Origin of the sequence: Paragemmobacter ruber, assembly GCF_009908315.1 — a bacterium.
Lineage (GTDB): Bacteria > Pseudomonadota > Alphaproteobacteria > Rhodobacterales > Rhodobacteraceae > Paragemmobacter > Paragemmobacter ruber.
In genome coordinates, this window is the sequence record NZ_JAAATW010000001.1 from 1,581,071 (window position 1) to 1,606,130 (window position 25,060).

General features: G+C 65.0%; 25 protein-coding genes and 1 tRNA gene. 11 read left to right on the forward strand and 15 right to left on the reverse strand.

What is annotated here, in order from left to right:
• The first annotated feature begins 19 nt into the window (after positions 1 to 19).
• Entirely contained in the window at positions 20 to 895 is an 876-nt protein-coding gene (locus GU920_RS07735) for a hypothetical protein (protein WP_161766337.1), read from the forward strand.
• Positions 896 to 910: 15 nt separating this feature from the next.
• The gene (locus GU920_RS07740) at positions 911 to 2,419 is read left to right on the forward strand and encodes an OmpA family protein (protein WP_161766338.1); all 1,509 of its coding nucleotides are present in this window, start codon (positions 911 to 913) and stop codon (positions 2,417 to 2,419) included.
• On the opposite strand, the gene radC is transcribed toward GU920_RS07740, so the two are convergent.
• The 3 genes from radC to dnaK all read right to left on the reverse strand — a co-directional run bounded on the left by radC (position 2,391) and on the right by dnaK (position 6,405).
• Entirely contained in the window at positions 2,391 to 3,161 is a 771-nt protein-coding gene (radC, locus tag GU920_RS07745; protein WP_161766339.1) for a RadC family protein, read from the reverse strand. The genes GU920_RS07740 and radC overlap by 29 nt on opposite strands.
• Before the next feature lie 107 nt (positions 3,162 to 3,268).
• Complete coding sequence (dnaJ, locus tag GU920_RS07750) at positions 3,269 to 4,420, reverse strand: molecular chaperone DnaJ (RefSeq protein ID WP_161766340.1); 1,152 nt, start codon at positions 4,418 to 4,420, stop codon at positions 3,269 to 3,271.
• Positions 4,421 to 4,497: 77 nt separating this feature from the next.
• Positions 4,498 to 6,405: a molecular chaperone DnaK gene (gene dnaK, locus GU920_RS07755; RefSeq protein WP_161766341.1), complete on the reverse strand. Its 1,908-nt coding sequence runs from the start codon at positions 6,403 to 6,405 to the stop codon at positions 4,498 to 4,500.
• A 189-nt stretch (positions 6,406 to 6,594) separates the two neighbouring features.
• Here dnaK and GU920_RS07760 point away from each other — a divergent pair, with 189 nt between their 5' ends.
• Positions 6,595 to 7,230, forward strand: a complete 636-nt coding sequence (locus tag GU920_RS07760; RefSeq protein ID WP_235933110.1) for an alpha-ketoglutarate-dependent dioxygenase AlkB — start codon at positions 6,595 to 6,597, stop codon at positions 7,228 to 7,230.
• Here the strand turns inward: GU920_RS07760 and GU920_RS07765 are convergent.
• Positions 7,208 to 7,981 carry an ABC transporter permease gene (locus GU920_RS07765; protein ID WP_161766342.1) on the reverse strand — a complete coding sequence of 258 codons (774 nt, stop codon included), beginning with the start codon at positions 7,979 to 7,981 and terminating at the stop codon, positions 7,208 to 7,210. The genes GU920_RS07760 and GU920_RS07765 overlap by 23 nt on opposite strands.
• A gap of 205 nt (positions 7,982 to 8,186) precedes the next feature.
• Here GU920_RS07765 and cysQ point away from each other — a divergent pair, with 205 nt between their 5' ends.
• The 8 genes from cysQ (at position 8,187) to GU920_RS07805 (ending at position 16,759) form a co-directional block, all read left to right on the forward strand.
• Positions 8,187 to 8,981, forward strand: coding sequence for a 3'(2'),5'-bisphosphate nucleotidase CysQ (gene cysQ / locus GU920_RS07770; RefSeq protein WP_161766343.1), 795 nt, complete (start codon positions 8,187 to 8,189; stop codon positions 8,979 to 8,981).
• Positions 8,978 to 9,424 carry a hypothetical protein gene (locus GU920_RS07775; RefSeq protein ID WP_161766344.1) on the forward strand — a complete coding sequence of 149 codons (447 nt, stop codon included), beginning with the start codon at positions 8,978 to 8,980 and terminating at the stop codon, positions 9,422 to 9,424. The genes cysQ and GU920_RS07775 overlap by 4 nt, the downstream gene beginning before the upstream one ends.
• Positions 9,421 to 10,209 carry a 3-deoxy-manno-octulosonate cytidylyltransferase family protein gene (locus GU920_RS07780; RefSeq protein ID WP_161766345.1) on the forward strand — a complete coding sequence of 263 codons (789 nt, stop codon included), beginning with the start codon at positions 9,421 to 9,423 and terminating at the stop codon, positions 10,207 to 10,209. The genes GU920_RS07775 and GU920_RS07780 overlap by 4 nt, the downstream gene beginning before the upstream one ends.
• Positions 10,210 to 10,453: 244 nt before the next feature.
• Positions 10,454 to 11,347: a UTP--glucose-1-phosphate uridylyltransferase GalU gene (galU, locus tag GU920_RS07785; RefSeq protein WP_161766346.1), complete on the forward strand. Its 894-nt coding sequence runs from the start codon at positions 10,454 to 10,456 to the stop codon at positions 11,345 to 11,347.
• Positions 11,348 to 11,364: 17 nt separating this feature from the next.
• Complete coding sequence (locus GU920_RS07790) at positions 11,365 to 12,390, forward strand: glycosyltransferase family 2 protein (RefSeq protein ID WP_161766347.1); 1,026 nt, start codon at positions 11,365 to 11,367, stop codon at positions 12,388 to 12,390.
• A gap of 217 nt (positions 12,391 to 12,607) precedes the next feature.
• The gene (locus tag GU920_RS07795; RefSeq protein WP_161766575.1) at positions 12,608 to 13,618 is read left to right on the forward strand and encodes a glycosyltransferase family 2 protein; all 1,011 of its coding nucleotides are present in this window, start codon (positions 12,608 to 12,610) and stop codon (positions 13,616 to 13,618) included.
• Positions 13,615 to 15,357 carry a DUF5927 domain-containing protein gene (locus tag GU920_RS07800; protein ID WP_449301111.1) on the forward strand — a complete coding sequence of 581 codons (1,743 nt, stop codon included), beginning with the start codon at positions 13,615 to 13,617 and terminating at the stop codon, positions 15,355 to 15,357. Before GU920_RS07795 ends, GU920_RS07800 begins: the two co-directional genes overlap by 4 nt.
• Before the next feature lie 4 nt (positions 15,358 to 15,361).
• Positions 15,362 to 16,759 carry a nodulation protein NodH gene (locus GU920_RS07805; RefSeq protein WP_161766348.1) on the forward strand — a complete coding sequence of 466 codons (1,398 nt, stop codon included), beginning with the start codon at positions 15,362 to 15,364 and terminating at the stop codon, positions 16,757 to 16,759.
• A 6-nt stretch (positions 16,760 to 16,765) separates the two neighbouring features.
• Here the strand turns inward: GU920_RS07805 and GU920_RS07810 are convergent, their stop codons facing one another.
• From GU920_RS07810 to thiB, 11 genes are all read right to left on the reverse strand, one after another.
• Positions 16,766 to 17,230, reverse strand: coding sequence for a PTS sugar transporter subunit IIA (locus GU920_RS07810; protein WP_161766349.1), 465 nt, complete (start codon positions 17,228 to 17,230; stop codon positions 16,766 to 16,768).
• A gap of 37 nt (positions 17,231 to 17,267) precedes the next feature.
• A complete protein-coding gene (gene hpf / locus GU920_RS07815) occupies positions 17,268 to 17,846 on the reverse strand; it encodes a ribosome hibernation-promoting factor, HPF/YfiA family (protein WP_161766350.1) in 579 nt (192 codons plus the stop codon).
• Positions 17,847 to 18,096: 250 nt separating this feature from the next.
• A complete protein-coding gene (lptB, locus tag GU920_RS07820; protein WP_201744064.1) occupies positions 18,097 to 18,840 on the reverse strand; it encodes an LPS export ABC transporter ATP-binding protein in 744 nt (247 codons plus the stop codon).
• A gap of 14 nt (positions 18,841 to 18,854) precedes the next feature.
• Complete coding sequence (lptA, locus tag GU920_RS07825; RefSeq protein WP_161766352.1) at positions 18,855 to 19,355, reverse strand: lipopolysaccharide transport periplasmic protein LptA; 501 nt, start codon at positions 19,353 to 19,355, stop codon at positions 18,855 to 18,857.
• Positions 19,356 to 19,378: 23 nt separating this feature from the next.
• Positions 19,379 to 19,993 (reverse strand): LPS export ABC transporter periplasmic protein LptC, encoded by a 615-nt coding sequence (gene lptC / locus GU920_RS07830; protein ID WP_161766353.1) that lies wholly within the window; start codon positions 19,991 to 19,993, stop codon positions 19,379 to 19,381.
• The gene (locus GU920_RS07835; protein WP_161766354.1) at positions 19,993 to 20,958 is read right to left on the reverse strand and encodes a KpsF/GutQ family sugar-phosphate isomerase; all 966 of its coding nucleotides are present in this window, start codon (positions 20,956 to 20,958) and stop codon (positions 19,993 to 19,995) included. The genes lptC and GU920_RS07835 overlap by 1 nt, the downstream gene beginning before the upstream one ends.
• A complete protein-coding gene (locus GU920_RS07840; RefSeq protein ID WP_161766355.1) occupies positions 20,939 to 21,553 on the reverse strand; it encodes a ribonuclease D in 615 nt (204 codons plus the stop codon). Before GU920_RS07840 ends, GU920_RS07835 begins: the two co-directional genes overlap by 20 nt.
• 135 nt (positions 21,554 to 21,688) lie before the next feature.
• Positions 21,689 to 21,773: transfer RNA gene (locus GU920_RS07845), tRNA-Leu, on the reverse strand.
• A gap of 65 nt (positions 21,774 to 21,838) precedes the next feature.
• Entirely contained in the window at positions 21,839 to 22,537 is a 699-nt protein-coding gene (locus GU920_RS07850; protein WP_161766356.1) for a thiamine ABC transporter ATP-binding protein, read from the reverse strand.
• Positions 22,524 to 24,080: an ABC transporter permease subunit gene (locus tag GU920_RS07855; RefSeq protein ID WP_161766357.1), complete on the reverse strand. Its 1,557-nt coding sequence runs from the start codon at positions 24,078 to 24,080 to the stop codon at positions 22,524 to 22,526. The genes GU920_RS07850 and GU920_RS07855 overlap by 14 nt, the downstream gene beginning before the upstream one ends.
• Positions 24,056 to 25,045 (reverse strand): thiamine ABC transporter substrate binding subunit, encoded by a 990-nt coding sequence (thiB, locus tag GU920_RS07860; protein ID WP_161766358.1) that lies wholly within the window; start codon positions 25,043 to 25,045, stop codon positions 24,056 to 24,058. The genes GU920_RS07855 and thiB overlap by 25 nt, the downstream gene beginning before the upstream one ends.
• Positions 25,046 to 25,060 lie beyond the last annotated feature (15 nt).

The window sequence follows — 25,060 nt, forward strand, 5'->3', positions numbered from 1 at the left end:
CGGTGCGTCAGGGGCTGACATGGATCGTAAACGTAGTTTCATCATGGCGGGTGGCACGGTGCTTCTGGCGCTGGGCGCCGGTCAGTACATGCAATCGGGAACCGCGCAGTCATCTGCCGCCATGGTTCCAGTCCCACAGGTCGCTCCGCCGCCACCCCTGCGGCAGGCCGCAGGCACACCCCTTGGCGCGCATGATCCGATGCCGCCCATGGCCGCCCCGCAGGTAACGCCGGTCGCCTTGCCGACCGCAGCGTCGGCCGATGCCCCTGCGCCAGAAGCAGGGGCCGCCCTGCCGCGTCCCACGCCCATGGCCGACACCTGCCCGATCGCGCTGGATGCCTTCGCCACCGCCGATGCCGTGCTGTCCATCAGCCTTGCCGCCCCATGCCAACCCAATCAAACCGTCGTACTGGCCCATGCGGGCCTTGCCGTCACCTATCAGACCACCGCTACGGGTGCGCTCTTTGCCGATATCCCGGCGCTGGATCCGGCAGGGGTTTTGTCGATCCGCTTTCCCGACGGGCAGTTGGCCGAGGTGGCCGCGCCGGTGCCTGAAGTGGCCAGCCTGCGCCGTCTGGCCGTGCAGTGGATGGAAGGCGACACCTTCAACCTCACCGGCGCCGGTCCTGTGACCACCCTCGGAACGCTCTCCGGCCCGGTCCCGATGCAGGCCCGCCTCATCGACCTGCCCGACACGACGGCGCCCCTCGCCATCGAGGCCGAGGTGACCGCCCGCACCTGCGGACGCGAACTGCTGGGTGAAGTCCTGTTCAGCGAAGGCGGCCGCGTCACGCGCGCCGACCTCACCCTCGCCATGCCCGAATGTGACGGGGCCGGCGGTTTTGTGGCCTTGAATAATCCCCTGCCGGACATGAAACTCGCCGCCGCAAGGTAAGGGCGGCGGATTGGAATGCAGCGTGTCTGGTGGTGTGCGGCGGCGGTTACGGCCTGTCTGGTGGCGTCGGGGGCGTGGGCACAGGATGTGACGCTGACCGCGCGCGACGGTGGCCTGGCGCTGACCGGCACACTGCAGGGCTGGGATGGTGAGTTCTACCGCATCGAAACGGAATACGGCGCACTGACCGTGGACGGGCAGGGGGTCATCTGCGATGGTCCCGGCTGCCCCGATCTGACGGCGCCCCGTATCCCCGTTCGTATCGTCGGCGAAGGCGATCCCGGCCGTGCCTTGCTGCCGCCGCTTGTGGCGGCCTTCGCCCGCGCGCGGGGTCTCGATCATGTGGTTGACGGTGATGCCACCATCCTCACCGATCCCACCACGGGGCAGGTTCTCGCCGAGTTTTCGTTTCAGCCCATGGATCAGGACAGCGCCCGCGCGGCGCTGATGGCCGGGCGGGCCGAACTCATCCTTTCCGCCGGGACAGAGCCGGATCTCGGATCGCGGACGCTGGCGCTGGATGCGCTGGTGCCGATCATCGCCGCCGATAACCCGGTGGCGCAGCTGTCCTCTGCCGATCTGGCCCGCGCCCTTTCGGGCGAGGTGCAGAACTGGTCTGAAATCGGTGGCCCCGACATGCCGCTGGTCCTGCACGGCCTGCCTGCCACCAACGGCCTGCAACGTGCCCTGTCGGGGCGGCTGGGGCGGGATGTGGTCGCCAGCGTGATCCATCCGGATTTCAACACCCTCGCCGCCGCCGTCGCCCGCGACCCATGGGCGCTGGCCGTCACTGCGCGCGCCGTGGCAGGCCCCGCCCGGATCGCGACCCTGACCGATAGCTGCGGCTTCCCCCTTCTGCCCACGTCCCTCGCCGTCAAGGCCGAGGATTACCCCCTTGCCCTGCCGCTGCACCTGCTGACGCCCCGCCGCCGCCTGCCGCTCATGGCGCGCGAGTTTCTGGAGTTTCTGAACCTGCCACAGGCGCAACAGGTTATCGCGCAGCAGGGATATGTGGACCGCCAGCCGGAACGCCAGCCCATGACGGCGGATGGCCTTCGCCTGATCAACGCAATCCAGGGCGCAGGCGCCGAAACCACGCTTGCCGATCTGAAGCGTCTGGTCGATGTGATGGACGGCGCGGATCGCCTGTCCTTCACCTTCCGCTTCGAGGATGGGTCCAGTACGCTTGACGCCCATTCCCGCACCACGTTGGAAGATCTTGCCCGCCTGCTCGAAGCGGGCGGCTTCACGGACGAGACGCTGATCCTCGCGGGTTTCTCCGATGGGTCCGGCGCCGCCGAGGCAAACCTCTCCCTATCCCAAACGCGGGCGGAAACCGTTCAGGCCGCCCTGCAGGCCGCGGCCCCCGGGCTGGAAGCGGACCGCCTGCCACAGATCATGGCCTTTGGCGAGGCGCTGCCCATGGCCTGTGATGAAACTGGGGCAGGCCGCCGCCTGAACCGCCGGGTGGAGCTTTGGCTGCGCCCCGATTTCCTCAGATCAGACGTTCCGCCCGCAGACTGACCTCACGGCTTTTGCCGATGATCAGGTGGTCGTGCAGCGTGATGCCAAGCACCGAACAGGCCTGCACGATCTGGCGTGTCATCTCGATATCCGCCGCCGATGGGGTAGGGTCACCCGACGGGTGGTTGTGAACAAGGATCAGCGCCGAAGCACCTAGTTCCAGCGCGCGTTTCACCACCTCACGCGGATAGACCGGCACATGATCCACGGTCCCCTTCGCCTGTTCCTCATCGGCGACCAGCACGTTCTTGCGATCAAGGAACAGGATGCGGAAATGTTCCTGCTCGGCATGGGCCATGACCGTGTGGCAATAATCCAAGAGCGCGTTCCAGGATGAAAGGACTGGGCGCTGGATCACCCGCGACCGGGCCATGCGTTGCGCAACCACTTCCATCAGCTTCAACTCCATCACCACGGCGTCGCCCACCCCGTGCACCTGCAACAGCCGTGCGGGCGAGGCAGAGGCGACCCGGGCCAGATCCCCGAACGTATCCAGCAGCCGCCGCGCCAGCGGTTTGACGTCCTGCCGCCCGATGGCACGGAACAGGATGAGTTCGAGAAGCTCATACTCCGCGACGCCCTGACCGCCACTTTCCATGAAGCGCATCCGCAGCCGTTTGCGATGGTCGGCGATATAGCTGGGCAGCCGTCCCGTCAGAGGTTGGGCCGTGACAGCCTCATCCTCATCCCCGATGGGGAAGAGCGGAAGCGTTGCCTCATGGAACTGGTGCTGCGGTTTCATGCGGACAATTTGCCCCAAACTCATGAACACGCCCTTAACGCGATCCCGCCCATGCAAAGGGGGCGACGGTCACCCGTCGCCCCCCCCCTTTTCCGCCGCTGGTGGGATCAGCTTTTCATCCCGTCCCAGAAACCCTTGACCTTGGAAAAGAAACTTTTCCCCTCGGGGTTGTTCTCTTCGCTCAGCTTTTCGAACTCTTGCAAAAGCTCTTTCTGCCGCGCCGTCAGGTTGACGGGTGTCTCAACCGCCAGTTCCAGCACCATATCCCCGAGGCCGCCGCCGCGCAGGGCGGGCATCCCCTTGGCGCGCAGGCGCATCTGTTTGCCCGTCTGCGCGCCGACCGGCACCTTCACGCGGCTGCGGCCCCCGTCGATGGTGGGTACCTCCACCTCGCCGCCCAAGGCGGCGGTCGTGATGCTGATCGGCACACGACAGAACAGATGGATCCCGTCGCGCTGAAAGATCGGATGCTCGCGCACCTCAATGAAGATGTAGAGATCGCCCGAAGGCCCGCCCCGCAGCCCTGCCTCGCCTTCACCGGCCAGCCGGATGCGGGTGCCCGTCTCCACCCCGGCGGGGATGTTGACGGAAAGCGAACGCTCTTTCTCGATCCGTCCCGCGCCGCCGCAGGACCGGCAGGGGTTCTTCACGATCTGGCCCATGCCGTTGCAGGTGGGGCAGGTGCGTTCCACAGTGAAGAAACCCTGCTGCGCCCGCACCTTGCCCATGCCGGAACAGGTGGGGCAGGTGACAGGCTCCGCCCCGCCTTCCGCCCCGGTGCCACGGCAGGTGTCGCAGGCCACAGATGTGGGGACGTTGATCGTCTTCTGGACGCCCTGATAGGATTCCTCCAGCGAAACCCGCAGGTTGTAGCGCAGGTCCGATCCGCGCTGCGCGCGCGACCGTCCGCCGCCACCGCGGCCGCCCATGAAATCGCCGAACAGGTCTTCGAACACATCCGAAAAGGCGCTGGCGAAATCGGCATTGCCGCCGCCGAACCCCGGACCGCCGCGCCCACCGCCGCCCATGCCGCCTTCAAAGGCTGCATGGCCATAGCGATCATAGGCGGCCTTGCGGTCGGCGTCCTTCAGCACATCATAAGCCTCGTTCACTTCCTTGAACTGGGCCTCGGCATTCGGATTGTCCGAATTCCGGTCAGGGTGAAGCTCCTTGGCCTTCTGCCGATAGGCCTTCTTCAACTCTTCGGCTGAAGCTCCGCGCGCCACGCCGAGGATTTCATAGTAATCTCGTTTTGCCATTCGGGACAAAATCCCCTCTCAGAACCGGGTGGGGGCGGTTCGTTGCCGAACCGCCCCCTCTTCCGATTCACGCGGTGTCACTTCCGCTTGTTTTCGCCCAGATCCTCGAAGTCCGCATCGACGATGTCGTCATCCACCGGACGCGGCCCATCTTCTTCGGCCCCGCTGGCCTCGGACTGGCTGGCCTTGTAGATCGCCTCGCCCAGCTTCATCGCGGCCTCGGTCAGGTTCTGGATGCCGCCCTTGATCTTGCCGACATCCTCGCCCTTCAGCGCCTCTTCCAGCGGCTGCATCGCCAACTCGATCGCTTCCACGGTCGAGGCATCGACCTTGTCGCCATGCTCGGTCAGCGACTTCTTTGTCGAATGCAGCAGGCTTTCGCCCTGGTTCTTGGCTTCTACCAGTTCGCGCCGCGCGCGGTCAGCCTCGGCATTCGCCTCGGCGTCCTTGACCATCTTTTCGATGTCCTCGTCGCTGAGGCCGCCCGACGCCTGGATCGTGATCTGTTGCGTCTTGCCGGTGCCCTTGTCTTTCGCGCTGACGGACACGATGCCGTTGGCGTCGATGTCGAAGGTCACTTCGATCTGCGGCATGCCACGCGGTGCCGGGGGGATGTTCTCAAGGTTGAACTGGCCCAGCATCTTGTTGTCTGCCGCCATCTCGCGCTCGCCCTGGAACACCCGGATCGTCACGGCGTTCTGGTTGTCCTCGGCGGTCGAGAAGATCTGGCTCTTCTTCGTCGGAATCGTGGTGTTGCGGTCGATCAGCCGGGTGAACACGCCACCCAGCGTCTCGATCCCAAGGCTGAGCGGCGTCACGTCCAGCAGGACCACGTCCTTCACGTCACCCTGCAGCACGCCCGCCTGAATCGCGGCCCCGGCGGCCACGACTTCATCGGGGTTCACGCCCTTGTGGGGTTCCTTGCCGAAGAACTTCGTCACTTCCTCGATCACGCGCGGCATCCGCGTCATCCCGCCGACCAGCACCACCTCGTCGATATCGCTGGTGGTCAGACCGGCATCCTTCAGCGCAGCAGCGCAGGGCTTCATCGACTTCTTGATCAGGTCATCGACAAGGCTCTCCAGCTTCGCCCGCGTCAGCTTCACCACAAGGTGCAGCGGCTGCCCGGTGTTCTTGTCCATCGAAATGAACGGCTGGTTGATTTCCGTCTGCTGGCTGGACGAAAGCTCGATCTTCGCCTTCTCAGCCGCTTCCTTCAGACGCTGCAGCGCCATCTTGTCCAGCGTCAGGTCGACGCCATGCTCTTTCTTGAACTCGTCCGCCAGATAGCTGACGATCCGCATGTCGAAATCTTCACCGCCAAGGAACGTGTCCCCGTTGGTGGATTTCACCTCAAACAGGCCATCGTCGATCTCAAGGATCGTGATGTCGAAAGTGCCGCCACCAAGGTCATAGACCGCGATGGTGCGGGTTTCCTTCTTGTCCAAACCATAGGCCAGCGCGGCCGCCGTCGGTTCGTTGATGATCCGCAGCACTTCCAGACCGGCGATCTTGCCTGCGTCCTTGGTCGCCTGACGCTGCGCGTCGTTGAAATAGGCAGGCACCGTGATCACGGCCTGCGTCACCGTCTCGCCCAGATAGGATTCGGCGGTTTCCTTCATCTTCTGCAGGATGAAGGCCGAGATTTGCGACGGCGAATACTTCTCGCCCCGCACCTCAACCCAGGCGTCGCCATTGCCGCCGTTGATCACCTTGTAGGGGATGTTCTTCTGATCCTTCGTCACCGCCGGATCGTCATGCCGGCGCCCGATCAGGCGCTTCACGGCAAAGATCGTGTTGGCGGCGTTCGTCACGGCCTGCCGCTTCGCCGGCTGGCCCACCAGTCGCTCGCTTTCCGTGAAAGCGACGATCGAGGGCGTGGTGCGCGCCCCTTCCGAATTTTCGATGATCCGGGGCTGCGACCCATCCATGATGGCCACGCAGGAGTTCGTGGTCCCGAGGTCAATCCCGATGACTTTGGCCATGATATGCTACCTCTTCTTTCGGCGATGTTTTGGCGCTGGACCCTTGCAAGGCATCCAGCCCCGATCCCAAGTGCATCCGGGGCAGGCGGCCCGCCCACATCCCGGCCTGCGCTGTATATAAGGGGGGTGTCGGGGGCCTGCAAGCGCCTGCCCGGGTGGAAAGTCGTACCAATACGAAGGAATGTCTCGATGGAACCAGCCATGGCCGAACCGATGGAAATCAGGGGGTTTCGCTACTGGCCGGGGCTTCTCGATGCTGCGGCGCAGGCCGCGCTCGTGGCGGAACTGCGGGCCGTTGTCGCGGCGGCGCCGCTTTACGCCCCGGTCACGCCCGGGGGCCGCCCGATGAGCGTGCGGATGACTTCGGCTGGTCGTCTCGGCTGGGTGACCGACAGGCGCGGCTATCGCTATGAGGCCGCCCATCCATCAGGCGTGGCATGGCCGCCGATCCCGGCATCGGTGCTGGCGCTCTGGCATGGTCTGACGGGCCTCGACCGCGCGCCCGACTGCTGCCTTGTGAACTTCTATGGCGAAGGGGCGAAGATGGGCCTGCATCAGGATCGGGATGAGGGCGATTTCACCTTCCCAGTCCTGTCCATCAGCCTGGGGGATGAGGCGCTCTTCCGCGTCGGCGGCACCGATCGCCGCGATCCGACCGAAAGCCTTTGGCTGCGCTCTGGCGATGTCCTCTTGATGGGCGGCGCGGCGCGCCTTGCCTGGCACGGGATCGACAGGCTGCGCTTCCGGTCCTCGCGCCTTTTGCCCGGGGGCGGCCGCATCAACCTGACGCTGCGGGTGGTCGCTACTTCCCCATCGTCCAGCTGATCGAGGCGCGCTTGCCCGTGTAATACTCTCCGATCAGGCCCAGTGTGACGCAGGTCAGCATCACATAGACCGGGTATTCGATGCTGGTGTAACGCGGCGCATAGTTCAGGAACAGAAAGCCCCGCCCCTGATCAATGGTGTGGAACAGGGGGTTCCAGTCGAAAAAGGACAGCACGATTGTCGGCATGGCATTGGCGACAAACATCTTTCCCGACGCGATCATGTTGATCCGTGCATAGACCGTGGCCAGCGTGCCGAAAAACCTCGGCTGCCACGGCGATGCCGCGCGGAACAGCATCCCGACACTGATTCCCGTGGCCCAAGCCAGCAACAGCATCGCGACGGTGCCCACCGGATCGTCAAAGGTCAGCGGGTTGATCACGGCGTGATAAATGAACAGGATGATCGCCGCTGAAAACACCTGAATGTACAGCGCCCCCAGCGCGGCTGACGACACCGCGATCAGCGTGTTCATTGGCGCGTGCTTCATCATCGCCGATGTGGGGCCGTCCGCCTTCATCACGCTGTTCATCGTCTTGACATGCGTCATGAACATAAACACGCCCGACATCAGGAACAGGATGTAATCCCCGCGTATGGCGTTGGGCCGCGCCCCGGCAAAGGTGAACATCAGATAGAAGCCGACGATCATGAGCGTCGACTGCACCACGTTCAGGACCAGCCCGATCACTGCGCTCGTATGGCTTTTCCGCACGTTGTGGACCGCGCCATGGAACACCAGTTCCAACATGCCCAGCGCCGTCCTCGACCGTGTCCGCCTGACTTCCGCCTGAAACCGCACGCCTGCCGATCCTCGAAATTCTGCCCGCAGCCCATTGATGTGGCCCGCGCCTGCGCCGGGAAACCTTGCCCTTGTCGTTGCGTCGGATGATAAGGCGGCCCAGTGTCCAGTTCAACTGTGGCGTCCCTTCCGCCACAAAGATGCGAGGTATTCTATGCAGTTTGATCACCTGATCCCCGTCATCCGCCGCCTTGCGCTGCAGGCCGGGGATGCGATCCTCGCCATCTATGAAAGCCCGGATTTCGAGGTGAAGTCGAAATCCGACGCCTCCCCCGTCACCGAAGCGGATGAAGCGGCCGATGCCCTCATCTCTGCCGGGCTGCGCGCGGCCTTTCCTGACCTGCCCCTCATCACCGAAGAACAGGCCGACAGCCATGCCCTGTCCGCTCGCACCTTCCTGATCGTGGATCCGCTGGACGGGACAAAGGAATTCGTCCAGCGCCGCGGCGATTTCACCGTCAACATCGCCTATGTGCAGGATGGCGTGCCCCTGCGCGGGGTCGTCTATGCCCCGGCCAAGGGGCGGCTGTTCTACACCCTGCCCGATGGCACCGCGGTAGAGGAGACGGGCGCCTTCGACAAGGAAACCCCCGGTCCGGTCACGGCCCTGCGCGTCTCCACCCCTGACAATGCCGCGCTGATGGTCGTGGCATCCAAGTCGCACCGCGATCAGGCGACGGATGACTACATCGCCCGCTATGCCGTGCGCGACATGACCTCGGCCGGGTCCAGCCTGAAATTCTGCCTCGTGGCCACCGGAGAGGCCGATCTCTACCCCCGTCTCGGCCGGACGATGGAATGGGATACGGCGGCGGGCGATGCCGTGCTGCGCGGGGCAGGGGGGCAGGTCGTGCGTTTCGACACGCACCAGCCGCTGGAGTATGGCAAGCCGGGCTGGGACAACCCTTTCTTCATCGCCTTTGCCCCCGGCGTGGATCTGCGCAAATGACCCTGCGCCGCGGCCTTGCCCTTTGCGCGCTGCTGGCCACCCCGGCGCAGGCCGATTTCATCGACACGACATGGACCGTGACCGCCTTCACCGGCGAGGCATGGTTCATTGATCCCGATGCGTTGACCGGCGCCACCCAGTACTTCGAGGCAGGCTTTGCCGAAGGCGCCTTCTACGGCTGCGATTTTGCAGGCCAGTCTGCCACCTACACCAGCTACGACCCGGCCGCCTTCTTCGAGAATCCGGAATTTGCAGCCTTCGCCGCGCTGGAAGACACGCGCCTGACCGGGGCTTCCACCCTCTATGTCCACCGCATCACTTGCGAAGGACAGGGCGACCCTGCCGCCCGTCGCGTCCTTTATCCCTTCGTCACGACCGATGGCCGCGACGTGGCCTTCTACCCCTTCGAAGGCGGCATCTTTACGCTGGAGCCCGACCGTTGACCGTTCTCATCGCCATTCCCGCCCGCTACGCCTCATCCCGCTATCCCGGCAAACCGCTGGTCGAGTTGAACGGTCCCGACGGGCGCAAATCGCTCATCCGCCGCTCGTGGGAGGCGGCGATGGCCGTGCGCGGTGCCGACCGCGTGGTGGTGGCCACCGATGATGCCCGCATTGCCGATCACGCCACGGCCTTCGGGGCCGAGGTGGTGATGACCTCCACCGCCTGCCAGAACGGCACCGAACGCTGCGCCGAAGTGGCGGCAAAGCTGCCCGGCTTCGACATCGTTGTAAACCTGCAGGGTGACGCCCCCCTCACCCCGGCCTGGTTCGTCGAAGACCTGATCGCCGGGCTTAATGCCAACCCGCAGGCCGAAATCGCGACCCCGGTCCTGCGCTGCGATGGCGCGATGCGGGCCAAGCTGCTGGAGGATCGCCGCCACGGGCGCGTGGGCGGCACCACCGCCGTGTTCGGCGCGGGTGGGCGCGGGCTGTATTTTTCAAAGGAAGTCATCCCCTTCACCGGGCGCGACTATGCCGATGACGAACCCACCCCGGTCTTTCACCATGTCGGCGTCTACGCCTACCGTCCCGCCGCCCTTGCCGCCTATCCCAGCTGGCAGGTGGGCCCCCTCGAGACGCTGGAAGGTCTGGAGCAGCTTCGCTTTCTGGAAAACGGCCGTTCCGTCCTCTGCGTGCAGGTCCAGGCGCGGGGGCGCCAGTTCTGGGAACTCAACAACCCCTCTGACGTCCCGGTGATCGAGTCGATGATGGCCGCCATGGGTTAATGCCTGTTTTTCGGGCGCAACCGCCGCTGAACGGCCAAATGCCGCCGGATTTTGTGATGCTTTTTCGTGCAGATCAAAGGGACGCTTGCGCTGAAACGCGCCGCGCGTTAGCGGCTGCGAGATAAGGTGTCAGCAGGAAATCGCTGTTATTCTGCCATAATGCTGCAATATGTGGCATGAGATACCAAGTAGTGGGTTCCGATGTTACAACCCCGTTGGACGCGGGTAAGAATTGGGTGAAGACATGAAGATCAAGAAGGTCACAAAGGCAGTTTTTCCCGTGGCCGGGCTGGGAACGCGGTTCCTGCCAGCCACCAAGTCGATCCCGAAAGAGATCATGACGCTCGTCGATCGCCCGTTGATCCAATATGCGATTGATGAGGCCCGCGCAGCAGGCATCAAGGAATTCATCTTCGTCACCTCGCGCGGGAAATCCGCGCTTGAGGATTACTTTGACAGCGCCCCCGAACTGGAAAGCGCCCTGCGCAAATCCGGCAAGGAAGACCTTCTTGAGGTGCTCAAGGAAACCAACATGGATTCGGGCGCCATCGCCTATATCCGCCAGAACCGTCCCATGGGTCTGGGCCACGCCGTCTGGTGCGCGCGCCGCCTGATCGGGAACGAACCCTTTGCCGTGCTCTTGCCCGATGACGTGATCGCCGCTGAAAAGCCCTGCCTCCAGCAGATGGTCGAGGCGTATGAGCAGACCGGCGGCAACATGGTCGCCGCGATGGAAGTGGCGCCGGAAAAAACGAAATCCTACGGCGTGCTCGACATTGCCGATGACATGGGCGCCATCGTCAAGGCCAAGGGCATGGTGGAGAAGCCTGCCCTGGGAACGGCACCCTCGAACCTCGCCGTGATCGGCCGCTACATCCTGTCGCCGCAGGTGCTGACCAACCTCAACAAGGTCAAGCAGGGCGCGGGCGGTGAAATCCAGCTGACCGATGCCATCGCGCAAGAGGTGGATGCCGGTGGCGTCTATGGCTATCGCTTCCGCGGTCAACGCTACGATTGCGGCTCCAAGGCGGGCTTCCTGCAGGCAACCGTCGCTTTCGGCCTGTCGCGCCCTGATCTGAGCGAAGAATTCTCGTCCTATCTGCATGAGATGATCGCGCTGCAGAAAGCCGCGCAGTAACCCGACGCGGGGGTCCTTTGACCGCCGCGCCGCGTGATCTTTTTGCCGCCTATCGCCTGCGCTGGAAACGGCGCAGGTTTCTTGCCCGCGCTTTCGCGCGCCGCCGCGAACTCAATCCCCTTAACGACCGCACCGCCACGATCCGTCAGGGCGATATTCTCGGCTTTTCCACCGTGCGGAACGAGGCCGTCCGCCTTCCGTGGTTTCTCGATCACCACCGGCGCCTTGGCGTTGCCCATTTCCTGATCGTCGATAACGGCAGCGATGACGGCACGACCGATTTCCTTGCCGCCCAGCCAGACGTGTCGCTCTGGGTGACGCAGGCCTCATACAAGGCGTCGCGCTTCGGGATGGATTGGATGAACTGGCTCCTGATGCGCCACGGTCACGGGCACTGGTGCCTTACGCTCGATGCCGACGAACTGTTCATCTATCCCTACCATGACAGCCGCGACCTGCGCGCGCTGACGCAGTGGCTGGATCGGCAGGGCCGCCCGATGCTGGGCGCGATGATGCTCGACCTCTATCCCAAGGGGCCGGTGGGCGATCACCCCTACCGGGCGGGCGAAGATCCCTTGGCCGCGCTCCACTGGTTCGATCCGTCAGGCTATGGCATCCGCGTCCAGCAACCGATGGGCAATCTCTGGATTCAGGGCGGCCCCCGCGCGCGCGCCTTCTTTGCCGCCGAACCGCGCCGCGCGCCTACGCTGAACAAGGTGCCGCTGGTGCGCTGGCACTGGCGCTATGCTTACGTGAATTCCACCCATTCCCTGCTGCCGCCCCGCTTGAACCGGATCTACGAAACCGACGGGTCCGAGGCACCGTCGGGCCTTCTGCTGCACACGAAATTTCTGCACACGGTGGTGGACCGCGCCCGCGTCGAACAGGCGCGGGGCGAGCATTTCTCCAACTCCGCCCTCTATGACCGCTACTACGACGCGCTGACCGAAAACCCCGATCTCTGGTGTCCCCACTCCCGCCGTCTTACGACATGGCGCGCGCTGGAATCCATGGGGCTGATGTCGCGCGGTGGCTGGCTGTGATGCGTGGCATTTGCATCAATCCGGGGGCAACGAACTATACCAATGTCTAGCAATTGTTTACTTATGCCGACCCAAATACTAAGCTTATCCACAAGATGTGGCTGGGTAAGCGCCGGGACCCCCGCATGAAGGCAAGGAAACCGGGCGACAGATTGGGTGCGTGCTGCTGTCGGCGCCGGAACGGGCGGTGCGGTGGATTGGAAAGCGGGCAGGTTCGGTGGGATTGATCGGGGCATATCGTCTGCGGCTGCGCCGAAGGAGCCTGCATCTGCGCGCTTGGGTAAAGCGGCGCGAAATGACGAATGTCGTGAATCGCACGGGCGCCATCCGGGGCGATTCCATCATCCTGCTCTGCACGCTGCGGAACGAACGCATCCGCCTGCCCTATTTCCTGCGCTATTACCGCGATCTGGGGGTGAACCACTTCCTCTTTGTCGATAACGGATCAGAGGACGGGTCGGCCGAATATCTGCAGCAGCAACCCGACGTGTCGCTCTGGTCCACACCGGGCAGCTATCGCAAGTCCCGCTTCGGGATGGACTGGATCACCGCGCTTCAGCGCAAGTATTGCCACGGGCATTGGACGCTTGTCGTCGATCCGGACGAATTCCTCGTCTACCCCTTTTGCGAAACCCGTCCCCTGCGCGCGCTGACGGATTGGCTCGATACTTCGGGCATCCGGTCCTTCTCGGCCATGATCCTCGACATGTATCCCAAGGGGCCGATGGATGCCCAGCCCTATCGCGAAGGTCAGGATCCGTTCGAGATCGCGCAGTGGTTCGACAGCGCGAATTATTCGGTCAAGCGCAACCCCGGCAACGGCAACCTCTGGATTCAGGGCGGGCCGCGCGCCCGTGTCTTCTTTCCCGAAGACCCGATCAAGGCGCCCGCGCTGAACAAGATCCCGCTGGTGAAATGGAACCGCGCCTATGCCTATGTCAGTTCCACCCACATGCTGATGCCGCGCGGGCTGAACCTCGTCTATGACGAATGGGGGGGCGAAAAGGCTTCGGGCTGCCTGCTTCATGCCAAGTTCCTCGACACCTTCGCCGCCAAGGCCGAGGAAGAGCTGAAGCGTGGCCAGCACTACGCCGACAGCGCCGAATACCGCGCCTATCGCGACGGTCTGAAGGCCCAGCCAGACCTGTGGTGCAAGTGGTCCGAGAAATACATCAACTGGCGGCAGTTGGAGATTCTGGGCCTGATGTCCAAGGGGAACTGGGCATGACCGACGGGCGCACCGATCTCGTCGCTCCGCAGCCGCCCAACGGCACGCTCGGCTTTGTCATGCTCAGCCACACCGCGCTGCACCGCGCGGCAGATACCGCGCGGCACTGGGCCGAACGCGGCTGTCCGGTGGTGATCCATGTCGACAAGCGCGTTCAGAATTGGAGCGTCGAGAAACTGCAGGCCGATCTTGCCGATCTGTCCAACGTCCGCTTCTCGGAACGCTTCGCCTGTGAATGGGGGACATGGGGCATCGTGGCCGCCACCCAAGCCGCGACCGAGGTCATGCTGGCCGAGTTTCCGTCGGTCCGCCACGTCTACCTCGCCTCCGGGTCCTGCCTGCCGCTGCGCCCGGTGAAGGAACTCATCGCCTATCTCGATGAACGCCCCCGCACCGATTTCATCGAATCCGTCACCACCGAAGAGGTGGGCTGGACAATCGGTGGCCTGAACATGGAACGCTTCACCCTGCGTTTCCCCTTCTCCTGGCGCACGCAGCGCTGGCTGTTTGACCGTTACGTCGCGCTGCAGCGCAGGGTCGGATTTCAGCGCACCATCCCCAACGGCATCGTCCCCCATCTGGGCAGCCAGTGGTGGTGCCTGACCCGCCAGACGCTTTCCGCCATCCTGCAGGGCCCGGACCGCGCGCTCTATGACCGCTATTTCCGCCGGGTCTGGATCCCCGACGAAAGCTATTTCCAGACGCTGGTCCGGCAGGTTTCGGCCAATGTGGAAAGCCGCTCGCTCACGCTGTCCAAGTTCGATTTTCAGGGCAAGCCGCACATCTTCTATGATGATCACCTGCAACTCCTGCGGCGGTCGGATTGCTTTGTCGCGCGCAAGATCTGGCCCCATGCGAACAAGCTCTATGCCACCTTCCTGTCCGACGATGCTGAAGGGCAGGCGGGCGGCGAACCCAATCCGGGCAAGATCGACAGGCTATTCTCCAAGGCCGTTGAACGCCGCGTGAAGGGCCGCCCCGGCCTTTACATGCAAAGCCGTTTCCCCAATGAACATTGGGAAAACGGGCGCACTGCCGCACCCTATTCGGTGTTTCAGGGCTTTTCCGACGTGTTCGAGAATTTCGAAGGCTGGCTGGGCAAGGTCACCGGCACCCGCGTGCATGGCCATCTCTTCGCGCCCGACCGGGTGGAATTCGCGGGGGGCGAGGCGGTGTTCAACGGCGCCCTGTCCGACAGTGCGGCCCTGCGCGACTACAATGCCAAATCCTTCCTTGCCAACCTGATCTGGGCCACCCGCGGCGAACGGCAGTGCTTCCAGTTCGGGCCGGGCGACAATCAGGAACTGAACTGGTTCATGGCGCTGGATTCCAACGCCCAGATCTCCGTCATCTCGGGCGCATGGGCGGTGCCGCTGTTCAAATCCAACCTGAACTTCACAGACATCCGCCGCGAAGCGGCGCGGTTGCAGAAGATCGAACTGGAACATCTCTCCGTCCTGCGCCACGGCGCCGCCAAGGCGCGCATCCGCATCTGGAACCTGGCCGAGTTCATCGAAAATCCGATGGAACCCCTGCAAACCATCGTCGATGAGATCAGCCCCCGCTCGCTCCGCCGCCTGACCGAAGCGCCGCGCCTGACCGATCTCACCGGGTTCGGCCAGTTCCTGCAGAACCTGCGCAATCAGGGGATGCAGCCTGTCCTGATGGGCGATTTTCCCGTCACCAACGACTCCCGCCCCTCCGATTCCCGAAGGGGCCGCCCCTACCTTGTGAAGTGATCCAGTGACCCGCCCGTTCGACAGTTTCGTGATGTTCGCCGAAATGCGGACAGGTTCCAATTTCCTCGAAGCCAACCTGAATTCCCTGCCGGGCGTTACCTGCCATGGCGAGGTGTTCAATCCCGTCTTCATCGGCCGCAAGGATCAGACCGAATTCCTCGGCGTCACCCTTGCCCAGCGCGAGGAAGACCCCGCCCTCCTTCTGCGCCGGATGCGGGAACGCACCCCCGGTCTGTCAGGCTTTCGCTATTTCCACGATCACGATCCCCGCATCTTCGATCTGGTGTTGGAGGATCCGCGCTGCGCCAAGATCGTGCTGACGCGCAACCCGGTGGAAAGCTATGTCAGCCTGAAGATCGCCCAGGCGACCGGTCAATGGAAACTGACCAATCCGAAGAACCTCAAACAGGCCAAGGCGCGGTTCGATGCCGCGGAATTCACCGATCATCTGGATCAGGTGCAGCAGTTCCAGATCCGCCTGATGCGCGCGCTGCAGGCGCGGGGACAGACGGCCTTCTACATCGACTATGACGACATCCCCGATCTGGCGGTGCTGAACGGTCTTGCCGCCTTCCTCGGGGTCGATGCCCGGCTCGAGGCGGTGGACAGCAGCCTCACCGTCCAGAACCCCGAACCGCTGTCAGACAAGGTGACCAACCCCGCCGCGATGGAACAGGCGCTGTCGCGGCTCGACAGGTTCAACCTGTCGCGCACGCCCAATTTCGAACCGCGCCGCAACGCGGCCATTCCGGGTTATGTCGCCGCCCGCAGCACGCCGATGCTGTTCCTGCCCATCAAGGGCGGCCCGAATGACCCCGTGATCGGATGGATGGAATCGCTCGGCGGGTTGGAGCGTGATTTCACGCACAAGACCCTGCGCCAGTGGAAGCGCGCCCATCCCGGCCATCGCAGCTTCACCATCCTGCGCCATCCGCTGGACCGCGCGCATCGCGCCTTCTGCGCGCTGGAACAGGGCGGGTTGCAGGGCGAACAGCGCAACATCCTCGCGCGTGTCCATTCCGTGCATCTGCCGCGCCCCGGCACCCCCTTCACCGATCCCGTCGAACGTCGGGCGGCCTTTCTGGCCTTCCTACGGTTCCTCAAGCGCAACCTCGCCGGCCAGACGGGCTTTCGCACCGATGCCGGATGGGCCAGCCAGTCGGCCACGCTTCAGGGCTTTTCGCTGTTCCAGCCCCCCGATCTGGTGCTGCGCGAAGACACGCTCGCCGAAGGTCTGGCCTTTCTCTGCGCCGAACTGGGATGCCCCGCGCCGGATCTGCACCTTCCCCGCGACGCGACGGATGCCGCGCTCGACGCGATCCGCGATGGCGAACTGGAAGAGGCCGCCCGCGACACCTATCAGCGCGACTACCTCGCCTTCGGCTTTTTCGCGAAACGCTGACCGCGCTCAGGCCGCCTGCGTTGACCGGGCTTCCGTCAGGATCGCATAGATCTTGGCGGGGTCACTGTTGGCCCGCAGCTTCGACACCACGGCCTGATCGCGCATCGTGCGGCTGACCAGCGCCAGCGCCTTCAGATGATCCACGCCCGAATCCTTCGGCGCGAACAGCCCGAACACCAGATCGACAGGCTGCCGATCCACGCTGTCATAATCCAGCGGCTTCTCCAGCCGGATGAACACGCCGCGGATCTCTTTCAGATCCTCCAGCCGGGCATGGGGCAGGGCGATGCCATGCCCCACGCCGGTCGGCCCCAGACTTTCGCGCTCCTGCAACCCGTCGATCGCGATGGCGCCGCTCATGCCATAGGCTTGCGCGGCAAGTTCCCCAAGCTCCTGAAACAGGCGCTTCTTGCTCGTCAACTGACCGACGACCCGAACGGCCCCCGGAATCAATAGCTTGGAAAGTTCCATCAGCGGTCGTCGTTCCTGTGCCGCGCGACTGCGGGCGTCATTTTGCGTTGCGCGGGTCGATCCAGCCGATATTCCCGTCGTCCCGACGGTATACGACATTCACGCCGCCATGTCCTTCATTGCGGAACACCAACATCTTCTGACCCGCCAGTTCCAGCTGCATCACCGCTTCGCCGACGGTGATCGAAGGAATCTTCGTCTCCATCTCGGCGATCACGATCGGTTGCGCCAGATCCGAATGGTCGTCCTCGTCGGGCTCCTCAGATGGCGCGAGGATATAGGACGAACCTTCGGCGAACTCAACCGGTGCTGTCCGGGCGCTGTGATGGTTGCGCAGGCGGCGCTTGTAGCGGCGCAGCTGCTTGTCCATCTTCTCGCGGCAGGATTCGAAAGCCGCATAGATTTCGGTGGAATGGCCCTTTGCCTGCGCTGTCAGGCCGGTCGACAGGTGGATCGTGGCTTCGCAGACATGTTCATGCGCGGCGCGGGAAAAGATCACCACGGCATCCGTCGGGCGCTGGGCGTATTTTTCAACCACTTCGCCCAGTTCGGCCTTCACATGCGTCTGAAGCGCCTCCCCGATGTCGATCTGTTTGCCGCTGATCTGGTATCGCATGGTGCGTCCTCCGCTTGAAAACGGTCCGGCCGTGCGCCTTGGCACGGGCGAACCCCTGTAATTCTGACGTGGTACCGAAGGGGCGATCCTGCAAGGCGGCCAGCCGTCACGGCGGCGGCAACTGCAGATCGGGACAGGGCGAATGGCGCACTCATCCCCGTCATTTGGCATCCGGCCATGCCGTCTTGTCAACAGCAGCGTTGGGATGGGTCCGCGCCGCGCCAATGCGGCCCGGGCGCACGCGCGGGGATCAGCCGATGCGGAAATTCTGCCCCAGATAGACGCGGCGCACCGTCTCGTCGCGCACCACCTCGTCGGTGGTCCCGCTCATCAGCACCTTGCCGTCATGCAAGATATAGGCGCGATCCACGATCTCGAGCGTTTCGCGTACGTTGTGATCGGTGATCAGCACACCGATGCCGCGCCCCTTCAGATCCTGCACCAGATGCCGGATCTCGCCCACGGCGATCGGGTCCACCCCGGCAAAGGGTTCGTCCAGCAGCAGGTATTTCGGATCAGCCGCCAGACAGCGCGCGATCTCCACCCGCCGCCGCTCCCCGCCCGAAAGCGCCAGCGCAGGCGCGCGGCGCAGGTGGGTGATCGAGAATTCCGACAGCAGTTCCTCCAGCCGCTCGCGCCGCTTGTGGCGGTCGGAATGGGTGATCTCCAGCACGGCAAGGATGTTGTCCTCGACCGACAGGCCGCGAAAGATCGAAACCTCCTGCGGCAGATAGCCGATCCCTAGCCGCGCGCGGCGATACATCGGCAGCGCAGTCACATCCCGCCCGTCGATCAGCACCTCGCCCCCTTCCGGCGTCACCAGCCCCGCAATGGCATAGAAGCAGGTCGTCTTGCCCGAACCGTTCGGTCCCAGCAGCGCCACCACCTCGCCCCGGTTCAACTGCATGGAAACGTCGCGGATCACCGGCCGCCGCTTGTAGCTTTTCCGCAGATTGCGGATCGACAGCCCGGCGGAACCGGCGGTCACCGTCAGATCCGGCCCGCCCCTCACGGATTGGCCTTGCCGGGAACGAACACGGTCTGCACCCGCCCCTCCATGCTGCCGGTCCCGGCATCGAGGTTGTACACCAGCCGGTTGCCCGAAATCGTGGTCTGCCCCTGCGTCAGCAGGACATCGCCCGTCATCACCACCTCGCCCGTGGCGATGGTATAGACGGCGGCATCCGCCTCGGCTGCATCGGTGGGGCTTGCAAACATCACCCGCCCGTCCAGCAGCACCTTGGCGATCCCCTGCCCATCGGCCAGATACTCGATCCGCGCCGTCCCGGCGGAGATCGTCATCTCGCCCTGCTTGACCTGCACATTGCCCGAGAACGTCGCCTGTCCAGTGCCCTGATCCACGCTCAGGCTGTCGGCCGTCACCTCGACGGGCAGCGATGTATCCTGCCGCAATCCGGTCAGGTTGATGCTGGTCTGGGCCAGGGCCTCCGCGCCCGTCACCGGCAACAGCGCCAAAATCAGCATCAAGGCGCGCAGGGCGGCGGGCATGGCTTCCTCAAATCGGTCGGGGTCTACTGTGCCGGTTGATATACCAGCTTCACCGCGCCGTTGAAAACCAGAAGATAACCCGTCTTTCCAGCCCCCGCCTCTGACAGCTGCATGGATTGGGCGGTGATCCGCCCTCCCGGCCCATCGGCCACCACCGGCGCGGTGGATTGCACATCCGTCATATCCAGCCGGGCGCGCATGCCATCCGACGTCACCCGATAGCCCGAACTGTGATCCAGCTGCACATTGCCGGTAAAGGTGATCTCGCCCCCGCCCGGCGACATCTGCGCCGTCTGGGCGACCAGATCGGTGCGCTGGCCGTCGGGTGTGGTCAGACGCGCCTGCACGCCCTTGGCCTGCGCGCCCGTGGCGCCTTCCTCCGCCGGTCGCGCCTCGGCCGCCGTCACCTCCAGCGCGGCGCCATCCGTAGTGGTGCCGGCATAAGTGGGCGCGGTCATCCGCGGTTCGCGCAGCCGTTCTTCCACATCCACCTCGGCATAGGGCAAGGCCTCATCCGGGTTGATGCGGTTGGAGATCAGGAACAGCATCGACAGGATCGCCAGCGCCGTCAGCGGCAACAGCACCTTAAGCGCCGCCACCAGCCGCGACCAGCCATCCCGCGCGGCCGGCCCCGCCATCACGCGATCCCGGCGCGCAGGCAGTCGTGGATATGCAGCAGCCCGGTCACGGTCTGGCTTCCCTCGGGGTCCACCACGAACAGGCAGGTGATCTTCTTGTCGTTCATGATCCGCACGGCCTTTTCTGCCAGCGCCTCAGGTCCAATGGTCCGTGGCGCCGCCGTCATCACATCCCCGGCCGACAGATCCAGCAAACCCGCCATATGGCGGCGCAGGTCGCCATCGGTGATGATGCCCTGAAGATATCCCTCGCCATCCGTCACGCCAACCACGCCGAACCCCTTGGCCGACATCGTCAGCAAAGCCTCGCTCATCGGGGCGTCATGGGCGATCAGCGGCGCCTCTGCATGCATCAGGTCGCGCACCCGCGACAGCCGCGCGCCCAGTTTCCCGCCGGGGTGGAACACGCGGAACTGGTCCGGCGTAAAGGCCCGATGCTCCATCAGCGCGATGGCCAGCGCATCCCCCAGCGCCAATGTCATCGTCGTCGATGTCGTGGGCACGATCCCCGTCTCGCAGGCCTCGGGCGCGGGCGGCAAGAGCAGCGCCACATCCGCCTGCTTCAACAGCGTCGATTCGGCCCGTCCCGCCACACCGATCAGCGGGATGTCGAACCGCCGCGTATGCGCCACGATATCGGCCAGTTCCGGCGTCTCGCCACTGTTCGACAGCACCAGCGCCACATCGCCCCGCATCACCATGCCCAGATCGCCATGGCTCGCCTCGGCCGGATGCACGAATTGCGCAGGCGTGCCGGTGCTGGCGAATGTCGCCGCGATCTTGCGCGCCACATGCCCCGATTTGCCCATCCCCGACACGATCACCCGGCCCTCTGCCCGAAGGATCAGGTCCACCGCCGCCGAAAAGGCCCCGTCCAGCCCGTCCGCCAGCATCGCCAGCGCCTCCGCCTCGCGCCGGATGACGCGCTGGCCCGTCGCCAGAAAATCAGTGGTGGAAGAGGTCATTGGGTTCTTCCCATCCCAGCAGGTCCAACTCCGCCCGCGTGGGCAGGAAATCAAAGCAGCGCTGCGCCAGATCCATCCGTCCCTCGCGGATCAGCCGCGCCTCAAGCTCTTCCTTCAGCCGGTGCAGATACAGCACATCCGACGCGGCATATTCCTTCTGCGCCTCGGTCAGGTCCGCCGCACCCCAATCGCTGGTCTGCTGTTGCTTGGATACGTCCACGCCCACCAGTTCCAGCAGCAGGTATTTCAACCCGTGCCGGTCGGTGAAGGTGCGGATCAGCTTTGATGCGATCTTCGTGCACCAGACGGGCGCGGTGGTCACGCCAAAGGCGTTCTTCAGCGCCGCGATGTCGAACCGCCCGAAATGGAACAGCTTCACCACGGCAGGGTCGGTCAGCAACCGTTCCAGATTGGGCGCCGACCGTTGCCCGCGCGCAATCTGCACCAGATGGGCGTTCCCATCCCCGGACGAAAGCTGCACGACACACAGCCTGTCCCGCCGCGGGTCCAGCCCCATCGTCTCGGTGTCGATCGCCACGACCGGGCCAAGATGCAGGCCATCGGGCAGGTCGTTCTGATGCAGGAAGATGGCCAAGGCAGATGTCCTTTCGGCAGGTCTCCGGCGTGCAATACCCACGCGCCGGGCAGGGGTCAACGGACGGGGGGCGACGAACCCGGGCAAAACACAAAGGGCGCGGCCTTGCGCCCGCGCCCTTTCGTCAAATCGACATGGTGCCCAGAAGAGGACTCGAACCTCCACGCCTTGCAGCGCTGGTACCTGAAACCAGTGCGTCTACCAATTCCGCCATCTGGGCCCAAGTCGATGGAGGGCTACCTAAAGAAGGCCGCCGATGGTGTCAACGGGCGGCGCAAAGATTCTTCACCCCGCCCCCAGATAGGCCGCCAGCGCGGGCGGCGGGTCGGCAAACAGCGCCGGCGTCGCCACGGGTGGATGCGCCCGCCCGTCGGCCACCAGCATCGTCACATCGGCAAAGCGCCGCGCATCCTGCGGGTCATGCGTCACCATCAGCACGGTCGCCCCCGTCTGCGCCGCCACCTCCCGCACCAGCGCCAGCATTTCGGCCTTCAGCGCAGGCCCCAGCGCGGCAAAGGGTTCATCCAGCAAAAGCACAGGCCGCGCCCTGAGCAGCGCGCGCGCCAGCGCCGCCCGCCCCTGCTGCCCGCCCGACAGCTGCCCTGGCTTGCGCCCGCCCAATCCCTCTAGCCCTGTCCGCACCAGCGCCTCCGCGATCCGCGCCTGCGCCGCCGCATCCATCCGCCCGTCCGGCGACAGGCCGAGCGCGAGGTTCCGCTCCACCGTCAGATGCGGGAACAGGTTCTGATCCTGAAACAGGATCGTCACCGGCCGCTGCCCGGGCGGCAGGCGGGTGATGTCCGCCCCCTCCCACAGCACGCGCCCGGCCTGTGGCGCGACAAAGCCCGCCACCGCATTGAGCAGCGTGGATTTCCCCGCCCCCGACGGCCCCACCACAGCGCAAAGCGCGCCCTTCGGCAGGGTCAGATCTGCCTCCAGACGAAACCCCGCCGCCGCCAGCACAAGATGGTCAAGCTGCAACATGGCGTCCGATCCTGTCAAAGATGGAGAAAAGCGCAAAGGACACCGCCATCAGGATCAGCGCCGCCGCCGCCGCCGCTGCCATCCGGTAACTGCCCATCAGCCCGTGGATGAACAGCGGCAGCGTGGCGTTGTTCTCGGCGGCGAACAGGGTGATCACCCCCAGATCGCCCATCGACAGCGCCGCTGTGATTCCTGCACCAAATCCCAACGGCCGCGCAAGGCAGGGCAGGGTGACCAGCCGGAACCGCGCCCCCCGCGTCAACCCCAGGGCCTGCGCCAAACGATCATGCCCCTGATGCAGCGCCCGCGCCTCGGGCAGCAGAAGGCGATAGGTATAGGGCAGCGCCAGCGTGGCATTCACCGCAACCGTCACCGGCAGCGCCATAGCCGAAGGCGGGGCAACGCCCCGCAGCGCCAGAAACAACCCCGTCCCGATCACCAGCGAAGACGCAGCCAGCGGCAAGGTCGCCGCCGCGTCGAACATGCGATGCCCCGCCGCCTGCCGCGCCGCCGCCAGCGCCAGCACCAGCGCCGCCCCCGTCGTCAGCGCTGTCGTCGCCAAGGCCACCGCGACCGACCGCAGCGTCGCCGGGATCAGGCCCGCCGGCAACTCACCCAGTCCGGCCAGCCCCCGGATCATCAGCGCCCCCAAGGGCAGCATCAGGAACCCCGCCGCCACGGCAATGGCCAGCACATCCATCCCCCGCCGCCACCCGCCCGGCGCAGGCATCTCCACCCGCCGCCCCATCCCGGTGCCAAAGCCCGTGTCGCGGATCAAGGACCAGCCCAAAGCCAGCGCCGTCAGGCACAGGGCGAATTGCAGCACCGCCAGCGTGGCCGCCCGCTCCGGCGCGAAGTCGAACCGCAGCGCCTGATAGATCGCCAGTTCCACCGTCGTCGCCGCAGGCCCGCCGCCCAGCGTCAGCGCTACCGTGAAACTCGTCAGGCAGATCGCAAAGACCGTCAGCATAACCCCGGGCAATGTGGCCCGCAGCATCGGGCCTTCCAGATGCCGGAACTGCGCCCCCGGCGTCAGGTCCAGCGATTGCGCCAGCCGGAATCGCTCGGCCGGGATTGCCTGCCAGCCCAGAAGCAGCATCCGCGTGGCCAGCGGCAGATTCAGGAACACATGCGCCAGCACCACGCCATGCAGCCCATAGATCGACAGGCGCGGCAGCCCCAGCGCCACCAGCCCGTCATTCACCACCCCGGCCCGGCCGAACACCGCCAGCAGGCCCAGCACCGCCACGATCACCGGCAGCAGGAAGGGCGCGCCCATCAAGGTGATCAACGCCTCCCGCCCGGGAAACTGCCGCCGCGCCAGCGCCCGCGCCACCGGCACCGCCAGCAGCCCCGAAAATGCCGCCGACAGCGCCGCCTGCGTCACGGTGAACCGCACCGCCGCCCAATCCGCCGCGCCGGGCCGTGCCGCCCCGGCATGGCCCAGCACCACGGCGACCGTGCCCAATGTCATCGCCCCCAGCAGGGCGGCGACCAGCGCCGCCCCGACAGGTGGCTTCAGCGCGCCAGCGCGGCTTGCCATTCGGCCAAGGCCCCGTCGCGCAACGCCGCGGCCTCATCCGGCGGCAGAAGCAGCGAAGTCACGGGCGTGATCAGCGTCTCGAACCCCGCAGGCAACCCCGCCGCCGGCGTCACCGCCGGATACATCCAGTTGGTCGTCGGGATCACCGCCTGAAACGCCTCGGTCCCCATGAAGGCGAGGAAGGCATCCGCCAGCTCCGGCTGATCCGTCGCCGCCAGCTTGCCCGCCACCTCGACCTGCAGGTAATGCCCCTCGGTGAAGGGGGCCGCCGCCTTGGTCGCGTCCTCTTCGGCGATCAGGTGATAGGCGGGCGATGTGGTATAGGACAGCACCATGTCCGCCTCGCCCTCCAGAAACAGCCCATAGGCCTCGGACCAGCCGGGCGTCACCGTCACGATATTGTCGGCCAAGCCCTCCCAGATCGCCCCGGCCCGGTCGCCATAGGCGGCCTTGACCCACATCAGAAGGCCAAGGCCGGGCGTGGAAGAGCGGGGATCCTGAATGATGATCTTCACTTCCGATGCCGCCAGTTCCTCAAAGCTCTTGGGCGGTGTGGCAAGCTTGGTCTTGTCATGCACGAAGGCAAACCAGCCCCAGTCATAGGGCAGGAAGACCGGGTCATCGAAGGTGACGGGCAGGGTGTTTGTCCAGCCCTGCCCGTGCGGCGCGAACAGCCCGGTGGCGGCGGCGGCCGTAGTCAGGTTGGTATCCAGCCCCAGCACGATATCGGCATCCGAGGCCGCCCCCTCCATCTGGATGCGCGCCAGCAGCGCCGCGCCATCGCCTGCGGCGACGAATTGCAGATCGCAGGCGCATCCCGCCTCGAACGCCTGCTCGATCGCCGGGCCGGGGCCCCATTCGGCGGTGAAGCTGTCATAGGTCAGAACGGTGAGCACGGGCTTGTCCTGCGCCGCAGCCATGGTGGCAACGGTGGCAAAACCCAGCGCAAGGATCGAAGTTTTCATGTCTTCCTCCATGTG

Coding starts and splice junctions, on each gene's coding strand:
- GU920_RS07735 (WP_161766337.1), top strand. CDS start 20: ATGGATCGTAAACGTAGTTTCATCATGGCGGGTGGCACGGTGCTTCTG.
- GU920_RS07740 (WP_161766338.1), top strand. CDS start 911: ATGCAGCGTGTCTGGTGGTGTGCGGCGGCGGTTACGGCCTGTCTGGTG.
- radC (WP_161766339.1), bottom strand. CDS start 3,161: ATGAAACCGCAGCACCAGTTCCATGAGGCAACGCTTCCGCTCTTCCCC.
- dnaJ (WP_161766340.1), bottom strand. CDS start 4,420: ATGGCAAAACGAGATTACTATGAAATCCTCGGCGTGGCGCGCGGAGCT.
- dnaK (WP_161766341.1), bottom strand. CDS start 6,405: ATGGCCAAAGTCATCGGGATTGACCTCGGGACCACGAACTCCTGCGTG.
- GU920_RS07760 (WP_235933110.1), top strand. CDS start 6,595: ATGGAACCAGCCATGGCCGAACCGATGGAAATCAGGGGGTTTCGCTAC.
- GU920_RS07765 (WP_161766342.1), bottom strand. CDS start 7,981: ATGTTGGAACTGGTGTTCCATGGCGCGGTCCACAACGTGCGGAAAAGC.
- cysQ (WP_161766343.1), top strand. CDS start 8,187: ATGCAGTTTGATCACCTGATCCCCGTCATCCGCCGCCTTGCGCTGCAG.
- GU920_RS07775 (WP_161766344.1), top strand. CDS start 8,978: ATGACCCTGCGCCGCGGCCTTGCCCTTTGCGCGCTGCTGGCCACCCCG.
- galU (WP_161766346.1), top strand. CDS start 10,454: ATGAAGATCAAGAAGGTCACAAAGGCAGTTTTTCCCGTGGCCGGGCTG.
- GU920_RS07800 (WP_449301111.1), top strand. CDS start 13,615: ATGACCGACGGGCGCACCGATCTCGTCGCTCCGCAGCCGCCCAACGGC.
- GU920_RS07810 (WP_161766349.1), bottom strand. CDS start 17,230: ATGGAACTTTCCAAGCTATTGATTCCGGGGGCCGTTCGGGTCGTCGGT.
- hpf (WP_161766350.1), bottom strand. CDS start 17,846: ATGCGATACCAGATCAGCGGCAAACAGATCGACATCGGGGAGGCGCTT.
- lptA (WP_161766352.1), bottom strand. CDS start 19,355: ATGCCCGCCGCCCTGCGCGCCTTGATGCTGATTTTGGCGCTGTTGCCG.
- lptC (WP_161766353.1), bottom strand. CDS start 19,993: ATGGCGGGGCCGGCCGCGCGGGATGGCTGGTCGCGGCTGGTGGCGGCG.
- GU920_RS07835 (WP_161766354.1), bottom strand. CDS start 20,958: ATGACCTCTTCCACCACTGATTTTCTGGCGACGGGCCAGCGCGTCATC.
- GU920_RS07850 (WP_161766356.1), bottom strand. CDS start 22,537: ATGTTGCAGCTTGACCATCTTGTGCTGGCGGCGGCGGGGTTTCGTCTG.
- GU920_RS07855 (WP_161766357.1), bottom strand. CDS start 24,080: ATGGCAAGCCGCGCTGGCGCGCTGAAGCCACCTGTCGGGGCGGCGCTG.
- thiB (WP_161766358.1), bottom strand. CDS start 25,045: ATGAAAACTTCGATCCTTGCGCTGGGTTTTGCCACCGTTGCCACCATG.